Origin of the sequence: Nocardia sp. NPDC049737 (assembly GCF_040674755.1) — a bacterium.
Lineage (GTDB): Bacteria > Actinomycetota > Actinomycetes > Mycobacteriales > Mycobacteriaceae > Nocardia.
This window is the reverse complement of record NZ_JBFANH010000024.1, coordinates 31,539-51,458: the sequence shown is the minus strand read 5'-3', so window position 1 is coordinate 51,458 and position 19,920 is coordinate 31,539. Positions and strand designations below refer to the sequence as shown.

Genomic DNA, 19,920 nt, shown 5'->3' with positions numbered 1-19,920 from the left:
CCATGAACCGCAACGCGCCGACACGGGACTTCGACGAGTCCGAGCTCTCCGTCACCGCCCCGAAAACCCAGGCGGCGGGCGTGACAGCGGTGACGGTGGCCTTGGACCGTGCCGTCGCGGAGATGGGTGTGCTCCGCACGGCGCGCACCCTGACCCGCGTCAACCAGCGACACGGCTTCGACTGCCCGGGCTGCGCATGGCCGGAGCCTGCCGGGCACCGCCGCCCGGCCGAGTTCTGCGAGAACGGAGCGAAGGCCGTCGCGGAAGAGGCGACGCTGCGCACCGTCGGACCGGAATTCTTCGCCCGGCATTCGGTGCGGGAGCTTGCGGAGAAGACCGGGTACTGGCTCGGCCAGCAGGGACGCCTGACCCATCCAATGGCCTTGCGGCCCGGCGACACTCACTACTCCCCCATCGACTGGGCCGACGCCTACCGATTGATCGCGGCCGAGTTGCGCGACCTCGCCACTCCTGACGAGGCGTTGTTCTACACCTCCGGCCGCACCGCCAACGAGACCGCGTTCCTCTATCAACTGCTCGTGCGTAGCTTCGGCACCAACAACCTGCCGGACTGCTCGAACATGTGCCACGAATCCTCCGGCACCGCGTTGACCGGCTCCATCGGTATCGGCAAGGGCTCGGTGTCGATCGACGACTTCGAGAAGGCCGATCTGATCGTGGTGGCTGGACAGAATCCCGGCACCAACCATCCACGCATGCTGTCGGCGTTGCAGAAGGCCAAGGCGGCGGGGGCGAAGATCATCGCGATCAATCCGCTGCCCGAGACCGGGCTGATCGGCTTCCGTGATCCACAGACGGTCAAGGGCCTCACCACCGGCGTCACCATCGCCGATGAATTCCTGCAAATCCGCCTCGGCGGCGATATGGCACTGTTCCAAGGGCTGGGCAGATTGCTGTTCGAGGCCGAGGACCGCGCGCCTGGCACCGTGGTCGACCGGGAGTTCGTCGACACTCGGACCGCCGGCTTCGCCTCATACGAAAAGCACATGCGCGCAGTCGATCTCGCCCTCGTCGAGGAAGCGACCGGCTTGACACGCGAACAGCTGGAACAGGCTGCCGCACTGTTGGCCGGGTCGAAGGCGACCATTCTGTGCTGGGCCATGGGCCTCACCCAACAGCGCCACGGGGTAGCCACCATCGAGGAGGGCACGAACCTGCTGCTGCTACGCGGAATGATCGGCAAACCGGGTGCGGGCGTGTGTCCGGTCCGCGGGCACTCGAACGTACAGGGCGATCGCACCATGGGCATCTGGGAGAAGATGCCCGAAACCTTCCTCTCCGCACTGGATTCCGAATTCGGCATCACCAGCCCGCGCCGCCACGGCTATGACGCTGTCGACGCCATTCGCGCCATGCGGGACGGGCGCGCCACGGTGTTCTTCGGAATGGGCGGCAATTTCGTGTCCGCCGCTCCCGATACGAACGCCACCGAGTCCGCGCTGCGGAATTGTGCGCTGACCGTCCACGTCTCGACGAAACTCAACCGCAGCCACGTCGTGCACGGCAGCACAGCGCTCATCCTGCCCACTCTCGGCCGCAGCGACCTCGACCTCTCCGCCACCGGAGTCGAACAGCAAGTGTCGGTGGAGGATTCGATGTCGATGGTGCATCTGTCCACCGGACGGCTGCGACCGGTCGGCGATCATATGCGCAGCGAGGTCGCCATCGTGTGCGAACTGGCCGAGGAACTCCTCGGCTCCGACCACCCCGTCCCCTGGGCGGAATTCCAGCACGACTACGACGCCATCCGCGACGCCATCGCCCGCGTGGTGCCCGGCTGCGCCGACTACAATAAGAAAGTGCGTCACCGCGACGGCTTCCAGCTTCCGCACCCACCCCGCGACAACCGCGAGTTCCACACCGCCACCGGCAAGGCCAATTTCGCGGTCAACGACCTGCACTGGCTGCCAGTCCCCGAGGGCCGTCTCATCCTGCAGACCTTGCGCAGCCACGACCAGTACAACACCACCATCTACGGACTCGACGACCGCTATCGCGGAATCCACAACGGGCGCAAGGTCGTTCTGGTGCATCCGGACGATATCGCCGCCCTTGGTTTCGCCGAGGACGACCTCGTGGACTTGGTGTCGGAGTGGACCGACGGCATCGAACGCCGAATCACCGATTTTCGGCTGGTCCCCTATTCCACCCCGCGCGGCAATGCCGCCGCCTACTACCCCGAAACCAATCCGCTGGTCCCGCTGGACCACGTCGCCGAACGGTCCAATACACCGGTCTCCAAAGCCGTCACGATCCGGCTGGAAGCCAGCGGTCAGGTGCGAGCATGAGTCGAATCACGACCCGTCGCAAGGTGATTCGGATAACCCGCGCCGGGGAAGTCCGCCGCCCCGACACCCTCGCCGTCGAAGAACCCCTCGAACTGCGCATCGCCGGCGAACCATTGACCGTCACCATGCGCACCCCGGGCAGCGATATCGACCTGGCGTACGGATTCCTGTTCAGCGAGAACATCATCGACTCGGTCGATGACATCGCCTCCGCCCGTTACTGCGCCGGAACCGACGCCGACGGCCACAACACGTACAACGTTCTCGATATCCGGTTGCGCACTCCCACACCGCTGCCGAGCCGACGGTTCATCACCAACAGCGCGTGCGGCCTCTGCGGCAAGACCTCGCTCGACGAGGTCCGAACCCGCACCCGATTCCGGCCGCGCTACGGCGATTTCACGATCGATTCGACGGTCCTGTACGCCCTGCCCGATGAGCTCCGGTCACAGCAGGCGGCCTTCGCCGTCACCGGTGGACTGCACGCGGCGGGTTTGTTCACGCGGGACGGCACCGCCCTCGTGGTCCGCGAGGATGTCGGGCGGCACAATGCGGTCGACAAGGTGATCGGCTGGGCTGTGCGCAAAAACCGGATCCCCGCAGCGGATCTCGCCCTCATCGTGAGTAGCCGCGCCTCGTTCGAGCTGGTGCAGAAGGCGGTGCTGGCGGGCATTCCCGTGCTGGGCGCGGTCTCGGCCCCCAGCTCACTGGCGGTGGACTTGGCCGCTGACGCCGGGATCACTCTTGTGGGCTTCCTGCGCGGCGAGACCATGAACATCTACACCGATGCGCAGCGCATCGACATCGACAAGGGCGTCGTGGCGCTGTGACATCCGGTCAGCGGGCCGGGGCAGGGCCGGTGCGCAGCAGTTCACGAGCCAGGTCCGCGAAAGCCCGTGCCCGTCGAGTCATCCGCGCGGTGGAGTTCATGACGAGCAGGACCTCGACCGGCGCTCCCATCCCCTCGAGATCGATCGAGGCGACCTCGCTGCCGTCGTAACTGCGCTCGGTCCCCGGGCGGTGCAGCAGCACAGCCCATCCCATGCCGCGGCCTACGAACGTGCGCACCGTCTCGACGCTTCTGGTCCGGAAGCGGATATCTGGGGTATAGCCCGCCTCGGTTATTCGGCCGGTGAAGAACTCCAAGCTGGGCGGCATATCGATCATCACCATCGGCTCGTCGATCAGTTCGGACAGCGCCACAGTGCGTCGCGTGGCGAATCGATGCCCGGCGGGCAGCACCGCGTAGGGCGGGCAGGAGTACAGCGGCAGCGTCGTGACATCGCTGCCCAAGCCGATGTCGTACATGATCGCCAGATCGCACAGTCCGTCGGCGAGCCGCCCCTGCAGGCCCTCGACGGTGTCCTCGACGAGATCGATCTCCAGTTCCGGATAGCGGATCGGCACCTCCTCGAGAATCCTGCCCATGACGAACGGGGTGATCGTCGGGAAGCAGCCGATGGCAAGCTGTCCCGAAATGTCCTGTCCGATGGTGCGCACGGCGCTTTCGAGCTCACCCGCATGGCCCAGCACCTGCCGGGCATCGACGAGCAACTGCCGTCCCGCGGCCGTGAGCGCAGGCGCTTTGGCAGGTCGGCGGACCAGCACCTGAACGCCGAGCGCTTTCTCGAGCTGACTGATGGCCAATGACACCGCGGTCTGCGAAACGTGGAACTCCGCAGCCGCCGCGCTCAATGTTCCGCGTTCAACGGTGGCCACGAAGAATTCGAGCTGGCGCAAGGTGACGTCGAGCGACTTCATAAGAATAACTTAGGTCAAATGCCCGATATATGTGCTTTTCATACGAGATGGCGCGGATCACACTCATGAGGGTGCAACACCCTCGATGAGGAGGAATTCGGTGCCGACACCGCAAATCGATCTCGACCTCGACGCCATGATGGTCGACCCCTTTCCCACCTTCGCCACCCTGCGCGAGGCCGAACGCTGGACCTGGTCCGAAACCATGAAAATGTGGCTGGTCAGCCGTTTCGATGACGTCGTCTTCGTGGACTCGCATCCGGAGATCTTCTCGACCGAGATTCCGGGCGCGCTGCTCACTCGCACCCTCGGGCAGACCATGATCCGCAGTGAAGGAGACCTCCACCGACGCCTCCGTGGCTCCGGTGACGAGCCGCTCAAGCGCCGCTCGATCCAACGCGCCTGGCCCGAGGTCATCGACGACCTCGCCCGGCAGTACCTCGAGCCACTTCGCGGTCGTGACCAGGCCGAGCTGGCGGCCGATTTCGCCAATGGCTTCACCGGGGCCTGCCTGCGGGAGGTGCTCGGTCTCCTCGACGCCACACCCGAGGACATCCACCGCTGGTCCGACGCCTACATCGGCGGATTCATCAACAACACCGACGACCCCGATGTGTGGAAGGTCGTCGAGAACGCGCGCGCCGAGAACACCGAAGCGGTCCGGCTGGCCATCGAACGTGTTCGCCGCGAGCCCGACGCTACGGTGGTCTCGGCCATGGTCCACGCTAGCCCGGACGAGCCGCTGTCGCTCGAGGAGATCGCGGCTAATATCCAGCTCATGATCGCCGGCGGTTTCAATGACGCCCGTGACGCGATCGCTACCCTGCCGTGGCTGCTGATGACCCACCCCGAGACCCGCCAGCGGGTTCGCGAGGACAGTGCGGCATTCGAACGCGCCATTGACGAATCCGTGCGGTGGCTGACACCGGTCGGCAGTTACCCGCGCCTTCTGATTCAGGACTTCTCCGGCCCCGCAGCGGATTTGAAGGCCGGCGACACCGTTCTGGTGCTGGCCATGTCCGCTGACTACGACGAGCGGAAGTTCGCCGATCCGGAGAAGTTCGACATCGACCGCCCGGCACTCGAGGATCACCTCGGCTTCTCCGTAGGCGCGCACTTCTGCCTCGGCAGCCACCTGGTGCGCGCGATGATGCGCGCCGCCGTCCCCTTGATCCTCGACCTGCCCGGTATTCGGCCGGCCGCCGAACCACGGTTCATCGGCTGGCAGTTCCGGGGTCCGGCATCCGTGCCGGTGTTGTTCGACCAGATGGAGAAGTAATGAGCGACACCATGATTCGAATCAAACTGTGCGACCGCGCGGACGTCCCCGCGAACGGCATCATCCGCGTCACCGATGTGCCGGGCATCGACACCCCGCTGGCCGTGGCCGAGTCCGATGGCGAGATCTTCTGTATCGCCGACACCTGTAGCCATCAGACGGCCGCACTGTCCGACGGCTGGGTCGAGGACGGATGCGTCGAGTGCCCGCTGCACGAATCGCGCTTCGATCTGGCGACAGGGGCACCCGATGTCCCCCCGGCCCGTGAGCCGATCGCCACCTTCCCGGTGGTGGTCGAGAATGGCGAAGTCTTCCTCCTCGAGGAGCGATCGTGACTCATATCGCCGTGGTGGGCGCGTCGCTGGCCGGCCTTCGCGCCGCCGAAACCCTGCGTGCGGAGGGGTACGACGGCGAAATGACGATCATCGGCGACGAATCCCATCCACCCTACGATCGACCGCCCCTGTCCAAGGACTTCCTTCTCGGCAAGATCGAGACCGTCGATATCGCGTTGGCGGACAGCGCTGCCCGCGAGTCCCTTGCGGCACGATGGGTGCTCGGCTGGGCGGCGACGAGCCTGCGGCCGGGGCAGGTGACCATCGGCGACGGCGAAACCCTGGCCGTCGACGGTATCGTCATCGCCACCGGCGCGCGGGCCCGGCGAATTCCGAAGGGCGACAAGCTGACCGGAATTCACGTCCTGCGCACCCTCGACGACGCCGTCTCGCTCAGGGGGGCGATGGAGTCCGCGCAGCAGGTTGTCATCGTGGGCGCTGGCTTCATCGGTGCCGAAGTCGCCTCCACAGCAGGCGCTCTGGGTAAACGGGTGACCGTAGTCGAAGCCGCGGAACAGCCCTTCCACGCCCATCTGGGTCGAGTGGCCTCCGATCTGCTTCGCCGGACCATGAGCGATCACACCGTCGAGATGATCACCGGTCACACCGTCGCCGAATTCGATGGCGCACAGCGGGTCTCGGCAGTCGTACTGGACGACGGTACACGGCTGCCCGCCGACCTGGTCCTGGTCGGAATCGGTGCGATCCCCAATACCGAGTGGCTCGAGGGCTCCGGTGTGCTCTGCGACAACGGCGTGCTGACCGATCCCTGGGGCAGAACCAATATCGCGGGCGTCGTGGCCGCTGGCGACGTGGCGCGTTTCCAGCGCGGCGACCGCCAGATCCGAATCGAGCACTGGACGACAGCTTCGGGCATGGCGGCCACCGCGGCGCGGACATTGCTCGCTGACCTCACGGGCGGATCGCCTTGTGCCCCGCATCTCGACGCACCCTACTTCTGGTCCGACCAGTTCGGCCATCGGATTCAAATGGTCGGCCGAATCGAGGCGGATCTTCCGGTCGACATCGTCGAGGGGGCTGTCGACGATGCCCGGTTCGTGGCGGTCCAGCGCCGTGACGATGCCGTCACCGCGGTGCTGGGTTGGAGCATGCCCCGCGAATTCACGCAGTGGCGGCGCCGGAACAACGATTCCCTCCGGGCGGCGGCCCACTGACGGTGTGCAGAAATTGCCCAACGTGAACCTGATCTCCGCCGAGCCGGTAGTGAACTAGACGTATCGTTCAGAATAAGGACCATGCGTCATCCGGTGACTCAGAAAGGTAGATCCTTATGACTGTCCGACTGCACCAGTCGGTGTTCGTCCACCCGCCGCTGTATGTCGTGGCCGACCAACTCGGCTTCCTTACGGAAGCCGGGGTCGAGGTCGACACCACGCTCACCCGATCCTCGGACCAACAGCGCGCCCAGCTCGTCGGCGGCGACTGCGACCTGGCCGTGACCGCCATCGACAATCTGATCGTCTGGAATGCGACCGGAGCCGAGGTCCGGCTGCTCGCACAGTTGGAGCGGACCACACCGCTGCAGTTGGTGGGGCGCAAGGGATTCGGCACGATCGATTCGCTACGGGGGGCTGAATTGGGCGTGGACGCCGTCGACAACGGGTTCGCCGTCGTACTGCGGCACGTCCTGCGGTCGCACGGGCTCAACTTCGACGATTATCTCCTGATCCCGGTGGGCGGGGTGCGCGAACGTTACGACGCCCTGCTCGCCGGCGACATCGCGGCAACCCTGCTCGGCCCGCCCCTGGACGAACTGGCCCGAGCCGAGGGCTTGCCGGTTCTGCTGGCGGTTGGCGACGAAGTGCCCGACTATCCGGGGCAGGGTCTGGTGGCCGGCACCGCCGGGCTGGCATCCACCGAAGCGATCAGCAAATACCTGTCCTGCCTGGACCGTGCCCGGCGCTGGCTCGCCACGGCCGAGGCCGGGCAAGCGATCGATGTTCTCGTCCGGGGCGGATACACCGAACCCTCGGCACGCGCGAGCCTCCACGCCACCCCGGAGTCGCTCACCCCGGCACCCTCCGGGCTGCGCCGCCTCTACTCGATCCGCGCTGAGCTGGAGATGATGCCACCCGGCGAACCCGGAGCCGGCGAACTTTTCGAGCCCGCTCCGCTGGCCGCCGTGGTGTCCGTGTGAACGCCGCCATCGACGACATCGACAACGGCCGCGTGGTCGACACGGTGCGCGCACTGCTGGATGCCGATCAGGTCTCGAGAATGCTCGGCATCGAGATCCTGTCCGCCGATCGGGGCAGCGCGCTGGCACGCATGCCGGTCCGCCCGGACATGGTCAATGGACACCGGATCCTGCACGGCGGCCTGGTATTCACACTGGCCGACACGGTATTCGCGTGTGCGGCGAATAGTTTCGGACCCGCGGTGACGGCGGCCGCCGACATCCAGTACCTGCGCCCGGCATACCTCGGTGACGTCCTGACCGCCGAGGCGGCCGTTCGCTCTCGCTCCGGGCGGACGCTGGTCTGTGACGTAACCATCCGACGTAGCGACGAGGTGATCGCCGAATTCCGGGCGCGCGGCAGCCTGCTCGGTGAGCGGAGTGCGGGGCAATAGTCCCAGCGGCCTGCACGAATTCGAATCGACACCAAGGGATTGTGATCCGCGCCGCACCGACGTACAGTTGTGATTCGATACGATACGTTTAGTACACAAGGGAGTGATGGTGTCGTACCACTACGAAGTTGCTGTCGTCGGTTGCGGACCGGTAGGGGCAATCGCTCTCGCCATGCTGGGACGTGCGGGCATCTCCGCGATCGGAATCGAGCGCGAAGCCACAACCTGGCCGCATGCCCGGGCCGTGCATTTCGACGGCGAAACGCTGCGGACACTGCAGGCATTGGGTATCGGTGAGCTGGCCTGCGCGCTCTGCGAGCCGATGACCGAATTCCGCATGGAGAACGAGGCGGGTGAGCTCCTGTTCGAGCTGCCCACCGGTCAGTTCGGCCCCCAGGCATGGCATGACGATCTCATGTTCCATCAGCCCGATATGGAAACACTTGTGCGCGGCGAACTCGAGCGATACCCGAACGTGCGGCTGTGTTCGGGTGTCACGCTCCTCGACTTCACACAGGACATCGACGGCGTGCGATGCCGAGTCGAGAATGCCAATGGCACAACAGAGTTCATCAGCGTCCGTTGGGTGATCGCGTGCGACGGCGCCAACTCCCAGGTTCGGCGCCAGCTCGGTATCGAGACCGAGAAACTGGGTTCCGACGACCCGTGGCTGGTCGTCGACGGACTGCTGCGCGACAGCCCGGGCCTGCCCGGCACGATGGCTTTCCTCGGACACCATTCCCGGCCGGGACTGTGGGTTCGACTGCCCGGCGAACGCGTCCGGATGGAATTCAAGGTCATGCCGGACGACGACCTCGAGGAGATCGTGACTCGTCCGGCGATCGAGCGCATCAGCCGCGGTGTGCTGCCGGTCGCCGATTTCGAGCCGGACCGGATCGCCGTCTACACCTTCCGCGCTCGAGTCGCCGAACAGTGGCGCGTCGGAAACGTCTTCCTCGCGGGCGACGCCGCCCACCAGGCGCCGCCACTGTTCGGCCAAGGTCTCTGTGCCGGTATGCGTGATGTCACCAACCTGGTCTGGAAGCTGAAGGCGGTGGCACGCGGCACCGCTGCGCCGGAACTACTCGACACCTACCAGAGCGAACGGCTACCCCATGCGCGCTACTGGGTGGAGAAGGCCGCCACCATGGCGCATCTGGTCCAGACAACCGATCCGGCGACAGCGGCCGGTCGCGATGCGCATATCCGCAGCCATCCCCAGGACGTCTATCCGCCGCTTCCGGCACTCGGCCCGGGACTGCACACCGGTCCCGGCGACCCGAATGCGGGACACCTCTCGCAGCAACCCATGCTGGCCGACGGGACTCGCCTCGACGACATCGTGGGCGTGCGCTTTCTGCTCGCGACCACTGCCGAGATATTCGCCGGACTCCCCGAGAATACGCGGATCGAAGTCGAGACCAATCCCGAGATCGTCGTTCTGACCGGCACGGAACAGGTCGCAGAGCTCCTCGCCTCAGTCGACTCGAAGGCCATTGTCGTGCGGCCGGACCGCTACGTGCTCGGCACCGCCGATACGGCAGCGCGACTGGCGGAACTGCTCACCATAATCCCCGCCCTTACCGCCGCGCCCCGGGTGGCCGCCGCACCCGTTGTGGCCTCGTAGCCGGCGGACCGAATTTCGAAGGAGAAATGAATGTCGTTCAGTCCGATCACCCATCTGCGTCACGTCGACATCGCCGTGCCCGACTACGACAAACAAGTCGAGTTCTATGCGAAACACTGGGGTTTGGCCAGCACAGGTGGCGAGCGTGACGTGAGCTACTTCGCCGCCGAAGGCTCACCCGAGCAGTACATCGTGCGGGTCCGGAAGGCTGCGGAGAAACGCCTCGACCTGATCTCGCTCGGCGCGGCCGACCGCGCGACCGTCGATGGACTCGCCGCCCGTCTCGGCAGGGAGGGCGTGCAGCTGATCAATGAGCCGGATATCCTCCAAACCCCCGGTGGCGGTTACGGTTTCCGGTTCTTCGACCTCGAGGGCCGCACCATCGAGGTGTCGTCGGATGTGGAGACCCGCAAGCATCGCAAGATCGAGGAGAAGGAAGACATTCCGGTGCGCCTGTCGCACGTGGTGTTCAATTCGCCCGAGCCGGAGAAGATGACGGCGTGGTACGAGAAGCATCTGAACTTCCGGCTGTCCGACACGAATACCCATCCCCGGATGGGCGGGCTGTTCTGGTTCCTGCGCTGCAGCGACCAGCACCACAGCATCGCGGTCTCCCGCGGTCCGCATACCGCGCTGAACCATGTCTCGTTCGAACTGCGCGGCCTGGACGAATACCTCTATGGCAGCGGGCGTCTCATGCGCGCCGGAGTCCCCAAGATCTGGGGCCCCGGCCGGCATCGCGCCGGTGACAACACCTTCACGTACTTCCACGACCCCAACGGCAACACTATGGAGTACACCACCGAGCTCGCCACCATCGACGAGGACACCTGGCACCCCAGCATCTACGACGTCTCCGATCCGGCAACCTCCGATATGTGGGGGATCGCGGAGACCGCGGACGAGTGGATCAGCAAGCAGATGTTCAACGACCCCGACAAGGGCCAGTTCGTCGCACCGCCTATGTGAGATATCGGGCTCGGTCAGCGGGCGGGAGGCAGCGAATTTCCCGCTGCCCCCGCCCTTTTCGGATCCCGGGGCGTTACGACAAGTTTCATGATCACCTCGAGCAGCCCGAGGGTTTCCCGAGACGGATCGAGCAGGGATTGGATGCGCAGGCCGTCCATCATCGCGAGCACCCGGGTAGCCTTCTCGTCCGCCGATAGGTACGCGCTGTCCATCGAGGGGGTAGCGCACTGCTGCTGAAGCGCGTGCGGATGCGCTAGCGCCGATGAAGAACTCGACGCGCGGGATGTGGGGTCTGTGGCCGCTCGGTATTCCCGACGACATCGCCCGCGTCGTCCTCTGCTGCGCATCGGATCTGTCGGCCTTCATGACGGGCAGCACGCTGCTCGGCGACGGCGGCAGCACCGTCTGACCAAACCTTCTTCGGTTGCCGCATTGGAAGATTCGGTGCCGCCGGGGGCCGAGCACTGGATGCCCCGGCGGCATCGACCGAGGGCCCGACCGCGGTGGTACTGCGGTCGGGCCCTCGGTGCGCTCGCCCCCGATCAGCCCTGGGTGGAGGCCGATCGACAGACGGTGCGCTGCTTTCCGAGGCCGGTGATCTCGGCCTCCATCACGTCCCCCGCGCGCAGGAACCGCCCATGGTGTGAGCCGTTGCCCGCAGGCGAACCGGTGATGACCATGTCGCCCGGCTCGAGCGTGGTGTAGCGGGAGATATAGGAGATCAGCTGCGCGGGGCCGAACAGCATGTCGCTCGTCGATCCCTTCTGCATCAGGTCGCCGTTGAGGTGCAGGGTGATCTCCAGATCGAGCGGGTCCGACACGAATTTCGCCGGGGTGAGATACGGCCCGGTCGGATAGAAGGTGGGCGCGTTCTTCGCCCGCATCCAATCGGTGCCCATCATCGGAATATCGCTGCGGGGCACCAGGCTCCGCGTGGTCAGGTCGTTGCAGATGGTGTATCCGGCGACCGAGTCGATGGCCTCGGCCACGCCGACATCGCGAGTCCGGCGTCCGATGATCACGCCGAGTTCCAGTTCCCAGTCGTGGTTTTCGCCCACGGACGGCAGGATCACGTCGTCATAGGCACCGCTGATGGCTGTCGGCACGCCGACCCAGACATAGGGGTCGCCATGGGCGGCCCGCTCGTCGGTCTCCCGGGCTGCCTGCTCACGCAGTTCCGCCTCGGACGCGCCGGGGGTTCCGATGCGGTGGGCGACCGTGATCTGGATGATGTGCTCGCGGTAGTTGGCGCCCGCCGCGAAGATCTGCCCCGGCTGCTGCACCGGCGCGAGCACGCGCAATTCCTCCACCGGGCGGCCGTCGCCGGTCACCGTATTCGTGAAGTCCTGCAAGGACCGTAGGACGGGCTCCCAGTCGCGAAGCATCGCCGCCGTCGACGTATGTGGCAGGACTGTGCGCGTGTCGTACACGCGCCCGGCCACGACGATTCCCGGATACGGCGGCTGGTCTCCGTCTGCGAAGGTGCCGATGTGAAAGCTGACGTCGTTGCTCATACTGTCTCCAGAGTGTGTCGTCGGTGTGCGAAGTCCTCGTATTCCCGCAGCAGGCCGCTGTCGTCCACCGCGCCCAGGTCCACCACATCCGTCAGGGCCGCGCCCTGGAGCATGCGCTTGACGGGGACCTCCAGCTTCTTCCCGGTCCGCGTATGCGGGATGGCGCGCATGAACACAATGTCGTCGGGTACATGCCGCGGCGACAGCAAGGTACGCAGCGCTTCCGCGATCCGGGGCCGCAGCGCGTCGTGATCCACACCGTCGATCGCCGCCACGAACAACACCATGTCGTAGTCGTCGGCGCCGAGTTCGGCTCCCACGACCAGGGATTCCCGCACTTCGGGGAAATCCTCGACGACACGGTAGATCTCCGCCGATCCGATCCGGATGCCCTGGCGGTTCAATGTGGAATCCGAACGCCCATGGATCACCGAACTGCCGTCAGCGTCGAATTCGATGAAATCGCCGTGGCGCCAGATGCCGGGGAACATCTCGAAGTAGCTGGCCAGGTAACGCCTGTTGTCCGGGTCGTTCCAGAATCGCAGCGGCATAGACGGCATCGGCTTGGTGATGACCAGTTCGCCCTGCTCCCCCGCCACCGGATTACCGTCAGCGTCCCATGCGGCGACCGCGACACCGAGCGCCGGTGCCTGTAGTCGCGGCTTGCGAACCGGCAGTTCCGGGACGCCGCCGACGAAGATGGAACAGATGTCGGTGCCACCGCTCATCGATGACAGCCACATATCGTCGAAATGCTCGTAGACCCAATCGAATCCGGCTTCCGACAGGGGTGATCCGGTCACCTGGAGCGTGCGCAACCGGCTTCGGGGCGGCTGCACGCCGGCCTTCAGGCAGGCGTGGATATAGCCAGCGCTGAGTCCCATGATGTCGACGTCGTGTTCGGCCGCGACCTGCCAGACGCGGCCCAGTTCGGGCCGGACCGGGCTACCGTCGAGCAGCACCACCGTCGCGCCGACGCCAAGGCCGGAGATCAGCATGTTCCAGACCACCCAGGCCGTGCTGGCGACATTCATATAGTGATCGCCCGCCCGCACATCGCTGTGGATGCGCAGCATCTTCAGATGCTCCAACAGCACACCGCCGTGGCCGTGCACGATGCCCTTGGGGATTCCCGTTGTGCCGGAAGAGAACAGCACCCACAGCGGATGCTCGAATGGCAGATCGGTGCATTGAAGTTCGATGTCTGCGTCGGTGACGGCAGCCCAGGTTCGCACCGGAACATCGAAGGCGGGCCGTTGCCCCGGACGCAGATCATCCACCCAGATCACGTGCTCGAGATCCGGCAATTCGGCTGCCACCTCGGTCATTTCGGCGGCTCGCTCGTGCTCGCGCCCACCGTGCCGGTAGCCGTCCGCGGCGATGAGTACCCGCGGGCTCAGTTGAGCGAAGCGGGAGACGATTGCACTGGTGCCGAATTCCGGCGAACACACCGACCAGATGGCACCGACCGCCGCACACGCGAGCAGCGCGACGACGGCCTCGGATCGGTTGGGCAGTACCGCGGCCACCCGGTCACCGGGCAGCACGCCCATCGACCGCAGCGCCGCGGCCAGGGCCGCGACCTGCCGGTGCAGCTCGGCGCGCGACACGGCATGCGACCGGTTGTCGTCGTCCACAATGATCAGCGCAGTCTCGGGGGCCTTGCGCAGCATGTGCTCGGCGTAGTTGACGGTGCGGCCCGGAAACCAAGCGCCACCGATCATTTCGTCCGGAGCGACCGGACCGGTCGGTGCGCCGCCCAGCCGGACATCCTCGAAGTCGGCGATGGCCAGCCAGAACCGGTCCGGATGTTCGGTCGACCAGCGCCACAGATCCAGGTATTCGGCATCCCGGAGTTCGGGGGGCAAACCCGCCCGGAAGCGGGTCACCTCCGCGGCGGCCACACGCTCCGAGCTGGGCCGCCACACCACATCACTGGTCACGGCCGCGCCTCGTCGAACAGCGGCAGCGAACCGAGCAGGATGAACGCCATCCGGCACGGCTTGTCGCTGCGGTTGGACCACGAATGGCTGGTGCCACGCTGGACGACGACGTCGCCGGGTTTCATCAAGCACTCACCCTCGTCGGTCATCAGCCAGATCTCACCGTCGAGCACGATGCCGTAGTCGAGGGAGTCGGTGCGGTGGAACCAGAAGTGCCGGGAATCCTCCTGCGCCGCAGCGCGCGCGTGCTCGCCACCGAATTCGCTGAACATCGTCTTCGCCGCGCGGTCGCTGTATGCGGCATCCGGCGGGAAGGTGGCTATCCGGAAGATGCTGCCGCCCACCTTGGGGTACATGGGCACCTGCGTGTCGGCGGTGGCCGTGTCCTCGTTGCCGGCATTGGAGATATCGCCGGGTTCGGTGAGCCAGGCGACACTCGCACCGAATCCCGGAATATCCTCGGATACAAAGATATTCGGGCAATCGCCGACGCTGACGATGATCGATCGGCCGTTCTCGTCGTGGCCCGTCACGATCCGGCGAACGGGCGCGATCACGGTGTTTTCGGTCATTGGGCGTTTCCTCTCAGACTGTGGCCGTGCCGAAGGGGTACGGACGGGGCTCCGGCCACCACGGCGCGGTCGCGGGTTCGGCACTCAGCCGGTTGCGCAACACGCCGACGCCACTGATCTCGAGTTCGACGACATCGCCCGGCCGCAGCTTCTTGTCGATTTCGAGGCCGGAGCCGTTGGGTAGCGTGCCCGAGCCGATGAGGTCACCCGGCTGCAGGTTGTCGCCGATGGAGACGTAGGCCAGCAGTTCGGCGGGGGTGTAGATCATGCCGTCGGCCTTGGTGCTGGTCCACTCCTCGCCATTGACATGGACGGAGCCGGTGATGGCGTCGAAGTCCTGGAACTCGTCCATGGTCGTGATCCACGGGCCGATACCGTAGGCGAAGTCCTTGCACTTCTGCGGGCCCATACCCATCCCCATTTCGGAGCCCTGCACATCGCGGGCGCTGAAGTCGTTGAAGATGGTGAGACCGAACAACTTGGACTGCGCCTCGTCGGGCGTGAGGTTGCTGCCGTAGCCTCCGACGATCAATCCGATTTCGAGTTCGTAATCGACGAATTCGGAGTAGCCCGGGTAGGGCACCTCCTGGTCGTGCCCGTAGACCACACCCGTGGACCCCTTGAAGTAGCCGGGAGTCTTGAATAGCTGCGGGTTCGGCAGACCGCCGCCGACCTTCTCGTGGAACTGCTTCATATGCAGCGGGAAGGTCAGGCCGTCGCGGATCACCGGCGGATCGACAGCGGGCTGCCAGTCGACCTCGCCGATCGGCAGCGACGCATCGTCACCCGCCTGATCCACCGCCCAATGCGCGGCCTCGAGGAATACCGGACCGGCCGCGATCGCGGCGGCCATGCTCGACGGGAAGTACGCGGCCGCGAGCCGCCGTGCGGCCGCGTCGGACGCCGACCCGCGCTGACGGCCGATGCGGTACGCCTGGGCCAGATCCACCACTCGGTCTCGGTCCGGTTCGACCGCTACGAGCCTGGTTTGGTCGCCGTCCGGCGTCGAACGGGAGATTCGGCTGAGCTTCATTGCTAACCACCCTTTATGTCATCCGAAACGTTTCGTATCGTATATGGATATAGAACCATGCCAATACCGTGTTTGACAATGGATTCGGGATAACATCCACTTGTGGCTGTACGAAGCGAATCGAGTCGACAGGCGATCCTGGACGCAACCATGGACCTACTGGTCCGGGATCGGAGACGGGCGACAACCGTCCAGAAGCTGACCATCGAGATGATCGCCAAGCGGGCGAAGGTCAGCAAGGCGACCATCTATCGGTGGTGGCCCAACAAGGCCGCCGTGGTCATAGACGCCTTCATGGAGGGGCATCTGCCACAGGTCCGCATCCCGGAGGATCTTCCGGTCCGCAAGGCCCTCGAAACCCATGTGAAGTCACTGGTCGCGCGGTACGCCGGACCGCAAGGGCGGCTGATCGCCCAGATCATTGCCGAGGGACAGTACGACCCGGCGACCCTCGCCGATTTCAAGACCCGGTTCTGGAACGACCGATACGCCGCGGTGGACAAGCTGATTCGCCGAGGGGTCGACGAGGGCGTGTTCCGTTCCGACATCGAACCGGGCGATGCGGCCGAGATGATCTACGCGCCGATCTACTTTCACTTGCTCTTCGGTACCGGCCCGCTAGACGATTCGCTTGCGGAGCGGCTCGTCGACCAGGCTATCCGTGGACTCGCGGCATCAGCGGCGGGTACTCCGGACTGACTCGCGGTACTGGCCGTCGCACAGAACAATGCGTCAGGAACCCGCCGCTTCCGGCGGTTGAATGCGGGCGGTGACCTCGCCGAGGCTGATCAGCGCACCGGAAGGACCGGGGGCGGATCCGCTCAGCGTCACGATATCGCCATCTTCCAGGAAGGTGCGGGTGCCGCCATCGGGCAGGTGCACCGGCTCGGTTCCGTTCCAGGTGAGTTCGATCAGCGAACCGCGCTGATCCACAGCCGGTCCGGACACCGTGCCCGAAGCGAACAGATCACCCGTACGCAGGCTCGCACCGTTGATCGTCATGTGCGCGAGCATCTGCGCCGGAGACCAATACATCTGCGCGTACGGCGGCCGAGACACCGTGTGCCCGTTCAGCGCGAATTCCAGCCGCAGATTCAGTCCCCATGGCTCCGACTCCGCGAGATACGGCAACGGTTTCGGATCCTGTGGCGGCGTCGGTACCCGCGCGGCGGCCAGTGCTTCCAACGGAACGATCCATGGCGAGATCGAGGTGGCGAACGACTTGCCGAGGAACGGCCCGAGCGGTACGTATTCCCAGGCTTGGATATCGCGGGCCGACCAGTCGTTGACCAGGCACACCCCGAAAACATGGTCGGCGAAATCCTCGGTGGACACCGGCTTTCCCAGTTTGCTCGGTGCGCCGACCACATAGCCCACCTCGACTTCGATATCGAGGCGCGCTGACGGCCCGAACATCGGCACCGGATCCGACGGAGCCTTGCGCTGCCCCCGGGGACGAATCACCGAAACGCCGGAGGCGATGACCGTGCCCGCCCGGCCGTGGTAGCCGACCGGTAGATGCTTCCAATTCGGCAGCAGCGCAGCCGAATCCGGGCGAAACATGGTGCCCAGGTTGGTGGCATGGTGCTCGCTGGCATAGAAGTCGACGTAATCGGCTACCTCTATCGGTAGGTGCAGTCCGACCTGGTCCACCGGATGTAATATCTCGGCCGCGCGGGCTCGTTGCATCGGGTCGGTGAGCAAGTCGATGATCCGACGGCGGGTTGCTGTCCAGAATTCCCGCCCACAAGCCATGAAGTCGTTCAACGAAGCACTTTCGAACACCTGGTCGCCCAGAGCGGCCCGTAGATCGAGCACGTGATCGCCGATCCGGACGCCGACGCGGGCAACTTCGCCCGATGGCGAGAAGACTCCGTAGGGCAGGTTGTCGATTCCGAAGCCGGAGCCCTCGGGTACCGGCGCCCAAGTGGTGGTCATTGTGAAACCCTTTCCGTGTCAATAAGTCCGAAGGCCTGGGCCTCGGCCACCGGGATGGTCGTGCTGCACGATCCGTAGCTGGTGAGCAGGCTGCGTGTGGCCATGATGGCCGCGCCATCCAGGGTGGTGGCGGTGCGCACCAACCGCAGGGAGTCGTCGGTCAGCAAGGTGGCCTCGATCGCTTCCGCGTCCGTGCCCCCCGCAGCGGCCGCGGCGGCGAGCACCAGATTCAGGAATCCGTGGTGGGTGAATCCGGTCCGCTCATCGGTGTAACGAACCGCGTGATGCAAACCAGCGGTGGCTTTCACGGGAACGCCCGCTCCAGCAGCGGCGACCAGTGCCTGCGCCAGTGCGGGCGCCGAGGGGAACAATTCCGACCGAATGCCGCCGCAACGGAGCTTCAGGCCGACGCCGAGCCGTGCCAGTTCGGGGGCGAGGTCGGCGATGTCGGAGTAGGCCGCGGGCTCGACGAAAATCGGCACGCGGTCCGGCAGCTGGGCGACCGCCTCCGCCACCGGCGCGTTCGCCGCGGCGAGTGGGAACTCGATCAGCACCAAATCGAGAGCCGGATCGGCTGCTATGTCCGACAGCACGGTGGCCAGTCCGGACACGCCTTTGTCCGCGATCAGGCCGACGCGAATGCGGTCGTCGATTTCGAGTTGGGCGCGAAGTTCGCCGATACGGCTCGCCGGGCACAGGAATCGGTGCGTCAGTACCGGATTGGTCGCAAGGCTGTCGGCCCGGTGCCGCGCGACCGCTTCGGGCATGCTCAATGCGGTCGGCGGGAACAGTCCGGCATCGTCGACCAGGCCGTCCAGCAGTCCGGTCATGAGTTCGCCCGCGACCAGCTGCCGACGTAGACGCCGTCATCGCAGGCCATTGCGCCCTCGCCGAGCTGCAGCGGCCGGAAGGTGTCGACCATGACGGCGAGTTCGTCGAAGAATTCCTTACCCAGGCTGCGCTCGACCGCTCCGGGCTGTGGGCCGTGCGCGTGCCCGCCCGGGTGTAGCGATATTGATCCCTGCCCGATTCCGGTGCCCTTGCGCGCCTCGTAGTCGCCGCCGCAATAGAACATCACTTCGTCGGAGTCGACATTCGAGTGGTAGTACGGCACCGGCACCGATAGCGGGTGGTAGTCCACCTTGCGCGGCACAAAGTTACAGATGACGAATTTGTCCCCCTCGAACACCTGATGCACCGGCGGCGGCTGGTGCACCCGGCCGGTGATCGGCTCGAAGTCGGAGATATTGAAGGTATACGGGTAGAGGCAGCCGTCCCAGCCGACAACGTCGAATGGGTGGTGCGGAACCAGATAGCGCGTACCGGTGATCCCGTTGGGTCCCCGGTGTTTGACGAGGACTTCGACGTCGGTCTTCTCCGACAGCAGCGGCTCAGCGGGGCCGTGCAGATCGCGTTCACAGTACGGGGCGTGTTCGAGTAGCTGGCCGAAGCGCGACAGGTAGCGCTTGGGCGGCGCGATATGACTGTTCGCCTCGATAACATAGGCGCGCAACGGTTTTCCTGATTCCGGCAGCCATCGGTGCGTGGTCGCCCGGGGCAGGACGACGTAGTCGCCCTCCCGCACCGGCAGCGCTCCGAACACGGTCTCCACGAGGCCCGCGCCCGACTCGACGTACACACACTCGTCGCCGATGGCGTTGCGGTACAACGGTGATTCCGCACCGGCGACGACATAGGAGATACGGACGTCGTCGTTGCCGAGTGCCAGTCGACGACCCGTCACCACGTCGATCGACTTCCACTCCTCACCTGCAAACAGCGCGGGCAACAGCAAATGCCGCGGGATGAGCGGATGGTTGGGAGTCAGCGAAAGGTCTCCGGGCTCCCATGTCGCCGCTTCCCGGATCGCCGAGGGGATATGCCGGTGGTACAGCAGCGACGAGTCACTGGAGAAGCCCTCCTCCCCTATCAATTCCTCGTAGTACAGCGCACCGCCGCCGGTGCGGAACTGGGTGTGTCGTTTGGGTGGGATCTGTCCCACCTGGCGGTAGTACGCCATGTCAATCTCCTCGGTTATAGTCAAAGCA

At 65.5% G+C, this 19,920-nt stretch carries 20 protein-coding genes; 11 read left to right on the top strand and 9 right to left on the bottom strand.

Annotation, left to right across the window (positions count from 1 at the left end):
• Positions 1-2 precede the first annotated feature (2 nt).
• Together AB0J47_RS28720 and fdhD are read left to right on the top strand one after the other, a co-directional pair.
• On the top strand, positions 3-2,309 hold the full coding sequence (locus AB0J47_RS28720) for an FdhF/YdeP family oxidoreductase (protein WP_364352686.1): 2,307 nt from the start codon (positions 3-5) through the stop codon (positions 2,307-2,309).
• Positions 2,306-3,139, top strand: coding sequence for a formate dehydrogenase accessory sulfurtransferase FdhD (fdhD, locus tag AB0J47_RS28715; RefSeq protein ID WP_364352682.1), 834 nt, complete (start codon positions 2,306-2,308; stop codon positions 3,137-3,139). The genes AB0J47_RS28720 and fdhD overlap by 4 nt, the downstream gene beginning before the upstream one ends.
• 7 nt (positions 3,140-3,146) lie before the next feature.
• Here the strand turns inward: fdhD and AB0J47_RS28710 are convergent, their stop codons facing one another.
• Positions 3,147-4,070, bottom strand: coding sequence for a LysR family transcriptional regulator (locus AB0J47_RS28710; protein WP_364352679.1), 924 nt, complete (start codon positions 4,068-4,070; stop codon positions 3,147-3,149).
• Positions 4,071-4,170: 100 nt separating this feature from the next.
• Between AB0J47_RS28710 and AB0J47_RS28705 the strand changes: the two genes are divergently transcribed.
• The 7 genes from AB0J47_RS28705 (at position 4,171) to AB0J47_RS28675 (ending at position 10,872) form a co-directional block, all read left to right on the top strand.
• Positions 4,171-5,349: a cytochrome P450 gene (locus AB0J47_RS28705; RefSeq protein WP_364352676.1), complete on the top strand. Its 1,179-nt coding sequence runs from the start codon at positions 4,171-4,173 to the stop codon at positions 5,347-5,349.
• A complete protein-coding gene (locus tag AB0J47_RS28700) occupies positions 5,349-5,684 on the top strand; it encodes a non-heme iron oxygenase ferredoxin subunit (RefSeq protein ID WP_364352673.1) in 336 nt (111 codons plus the stop codon). Before AB0J47_RS28705 ends, AB0J47_RS28700 begins: the two co-directional genes overlap by 1 nt.
• Entirely contained in the window at positions 5,681-6,859 is a 1,179-nt protein-coding gene (locus AB0J47_RS28695; protein WP_364352670.1) for an FAD-dependent oxidoreductase, read from the top strand. The genes AB0J47_RS28700 and AB0J47_RS28695 overlap by 4 nt, the downstream gene beginning before the upstream one ends.
• A gap of 116 nt (positions 6,860-6,975) precedes the next feature.
• Entirely contained in the window at positions 6,976-7,842 is an 867-nt protein-coding gene (locus tag AB0J47_RS28690) for an ABC transporter substrate-binding protein (RefSeq protein ID WP_364352667.1), read from the top strand.
• A gap of 80 nt (positions 7,843-7,922) precedes the next feature.
• Positions 7,923-8,276 carry a hotdog fold thioesterase gene (locus AB0J47_RS28685; RefSeq protein ID WP_364352975.1) on the top strand — a complete coding sequence of 118 codons (354 nt, stop codon included), beginning with the start codon at positions 7,923-7,925 and terminating at the stop codon, positions 8,274-8,276.
• 109 nt (positions 8,277-8,385) lie between these two features.
• A complete protein-coding gene (locus tag AB0J47_RS28680) occupies positions 8,386-9,903 on the top strand; it encodes a bifunctional 3-(3-hydroxy-phenyl)propionate/3-hydroxycinnamic acid hydroxylase (protein WP_364352664.1) in 1,518 nt (505 codons plus the stop codon).
• 30 nt (positions 9,904-9,933) lie between these two features.
• On the top strand, positions 9,934-10,872 hold the full coding sequence (locus tag AB0J47_RS28675) for a VOC family protein (protein ID WP_364352661.1): 939 nt from the start codon (positions 9,934-9,936) through the stop codon (positions 10,870-10,872).
• Positions 10,873-10,886: 14 nt separating this feature from the next.
• Here the strand turns inward: AB0J47_RS28675 and AB0J47_RS28670 are convergent, their stop codons facing one another.
• Positions 10,887-11,084 carry a hypothetical protein gene (locus AB0J47_RS28670; RefSeq protein ID WP_364352658.1) on the bottom strand — a complete coding sequence of 66 codons (198 nt, stop codon included), beginning with the start codon at positions 11,082-11,084 and terminating at the stop codon, positions 10,887-10,889.
• A gap of 50 nt (positions 11,085-11,134) precedes the next feature.
• On the opposite strand from AB0J47_RS28670, the gene AB0J47_RS28665 reads away from it, so the two are divergent.
• A complete protein-coding gene (locus AB0J47_RS28665) occupies positions 11,135-11,281 on the top strand; it encodes a hypothetical protein (protein WP_364352655.1) in 147 nt (48 codons plus the stop codon).
• Positions 11,282-11,414: 133 nt separating this feature from the next.
• Here the strand turns inward: AB0J47_RS28665 and AB0J47_RS28660 are convergent, their stop codons facing one another.
• From AB0J47_RS28660 to AB0J47_RS28645, 4 genes are read right to left on the bottom strand one after another with little or no spacing between them, the layout of a single operon-like run.
• On the bottom strand, positions 11,415-12,386 hold the full coding sequence (locus AB0J47_RS28660; protein ID WP_364352652.1) for a fumarylacetoacetate hydrolase family protein: 972 nt from the start codon (positions 12,384-12,386) through the stop codon (positions 11,415-11,417).
• A complete protein-coding gene (locus tag AB0J47_RS28655; protein WP_364352649.1) occupies positions 12,383-14,329 on the bottom strand; it encodes an acetoacetate--CoA ligase in 1,947 nt (648 codons plus the stop codon). Before AB0J47_RS28655 ends, AB0J47_RS28660 begins: the two co-directional genes overlap by 4 nt.
• Entirely contained in the window at positions 14,326-14,901 is a 576-nt protein-coding gene (locus AB0J47_RS28650) for a cupin domain-containing protein (RefSeq protein ID WP_364352646.1), read from the bottom strand. Before AB0J47_RS28650 ends, AB0J47_RS28655 begins: the two co-directional genes overlap by 4 nt.
• A gap of 13 nt (positions 14,902-14,914) precedes the next feature.
• On the bottom strand, positions 14,915-15,934 hold the full coding sequence (locus tag AB0J47_RS28645; protein WP_364352643.1) for a fumarylacetoacetate hydrolase family protein: 1,020 nt from the start codon (positions 15,932-15,934) through the stop codon (positions 14,915-14,917).
• Between the two features lie 102 nt (positions 15,935-16,036).
• Between AB0J47_RS28645 and AB0J47_RS28640 the strand changes: the two genes are divergently transcribed.
• Entirely contained in the window at positions 16,037-16,633 is a 597-nt protein-coding gene (locus AB0J47_RS28640; RefSeq protein ID WP_364352640.1) for a TetR/AcrR family transcriptional regulator, read from the top strand.
• Positions 16,634-16,666: 33 nt separating this feature from the next.
• On the opposite strand, the gene fahA is transcribed toward AB0J47_RS28640, so the two are convergent.
• From fahA to AB0J47_RS28625, 3 genes are read right to left on the bottom strand one after another with little or no spacing between them, the layout of a single operon-like run.
• Positions 16,667-17,872, bottom strand: a complete 1,206-nt coding sequence (fahA, locus tag AB0J47_RS28635; protein ID WP_364352637.1) for a fumarylacetoacetase — start codon at positions 17,870-17,872, stop codon at positions 16,667-16,669.
• Entirely contained in the window at positions 17,869-18,702 is an 834-nt protein-coding gene (locus AB0J47_RS28630) for a hypothetical protein (RefSeq protein ID WP_364352634.1), read from the bottom strand. Before AB0J47_RS28630 ends, fahA begins: the two co-directional genes overlap by 4 nt.
• Positions 18,699-19,892: a homogentisate 1,2-dioxygenase gene (locus AB0J47_RS28625; protein WP_364352631.1), complete on the bottom strand. Its 1,194-nt coding sequence runs from the start codon at positions 19,890-19,892 to the stop codon at positions 18,699-18,701. Before AB0J47_RS28625 ends, AB0J47_RS28630 begins: the two co-directional genes overlap by 4 nt.
• Between the last annotated feature and the right edge of the window lie 28 nt (positions 19,893-19,920).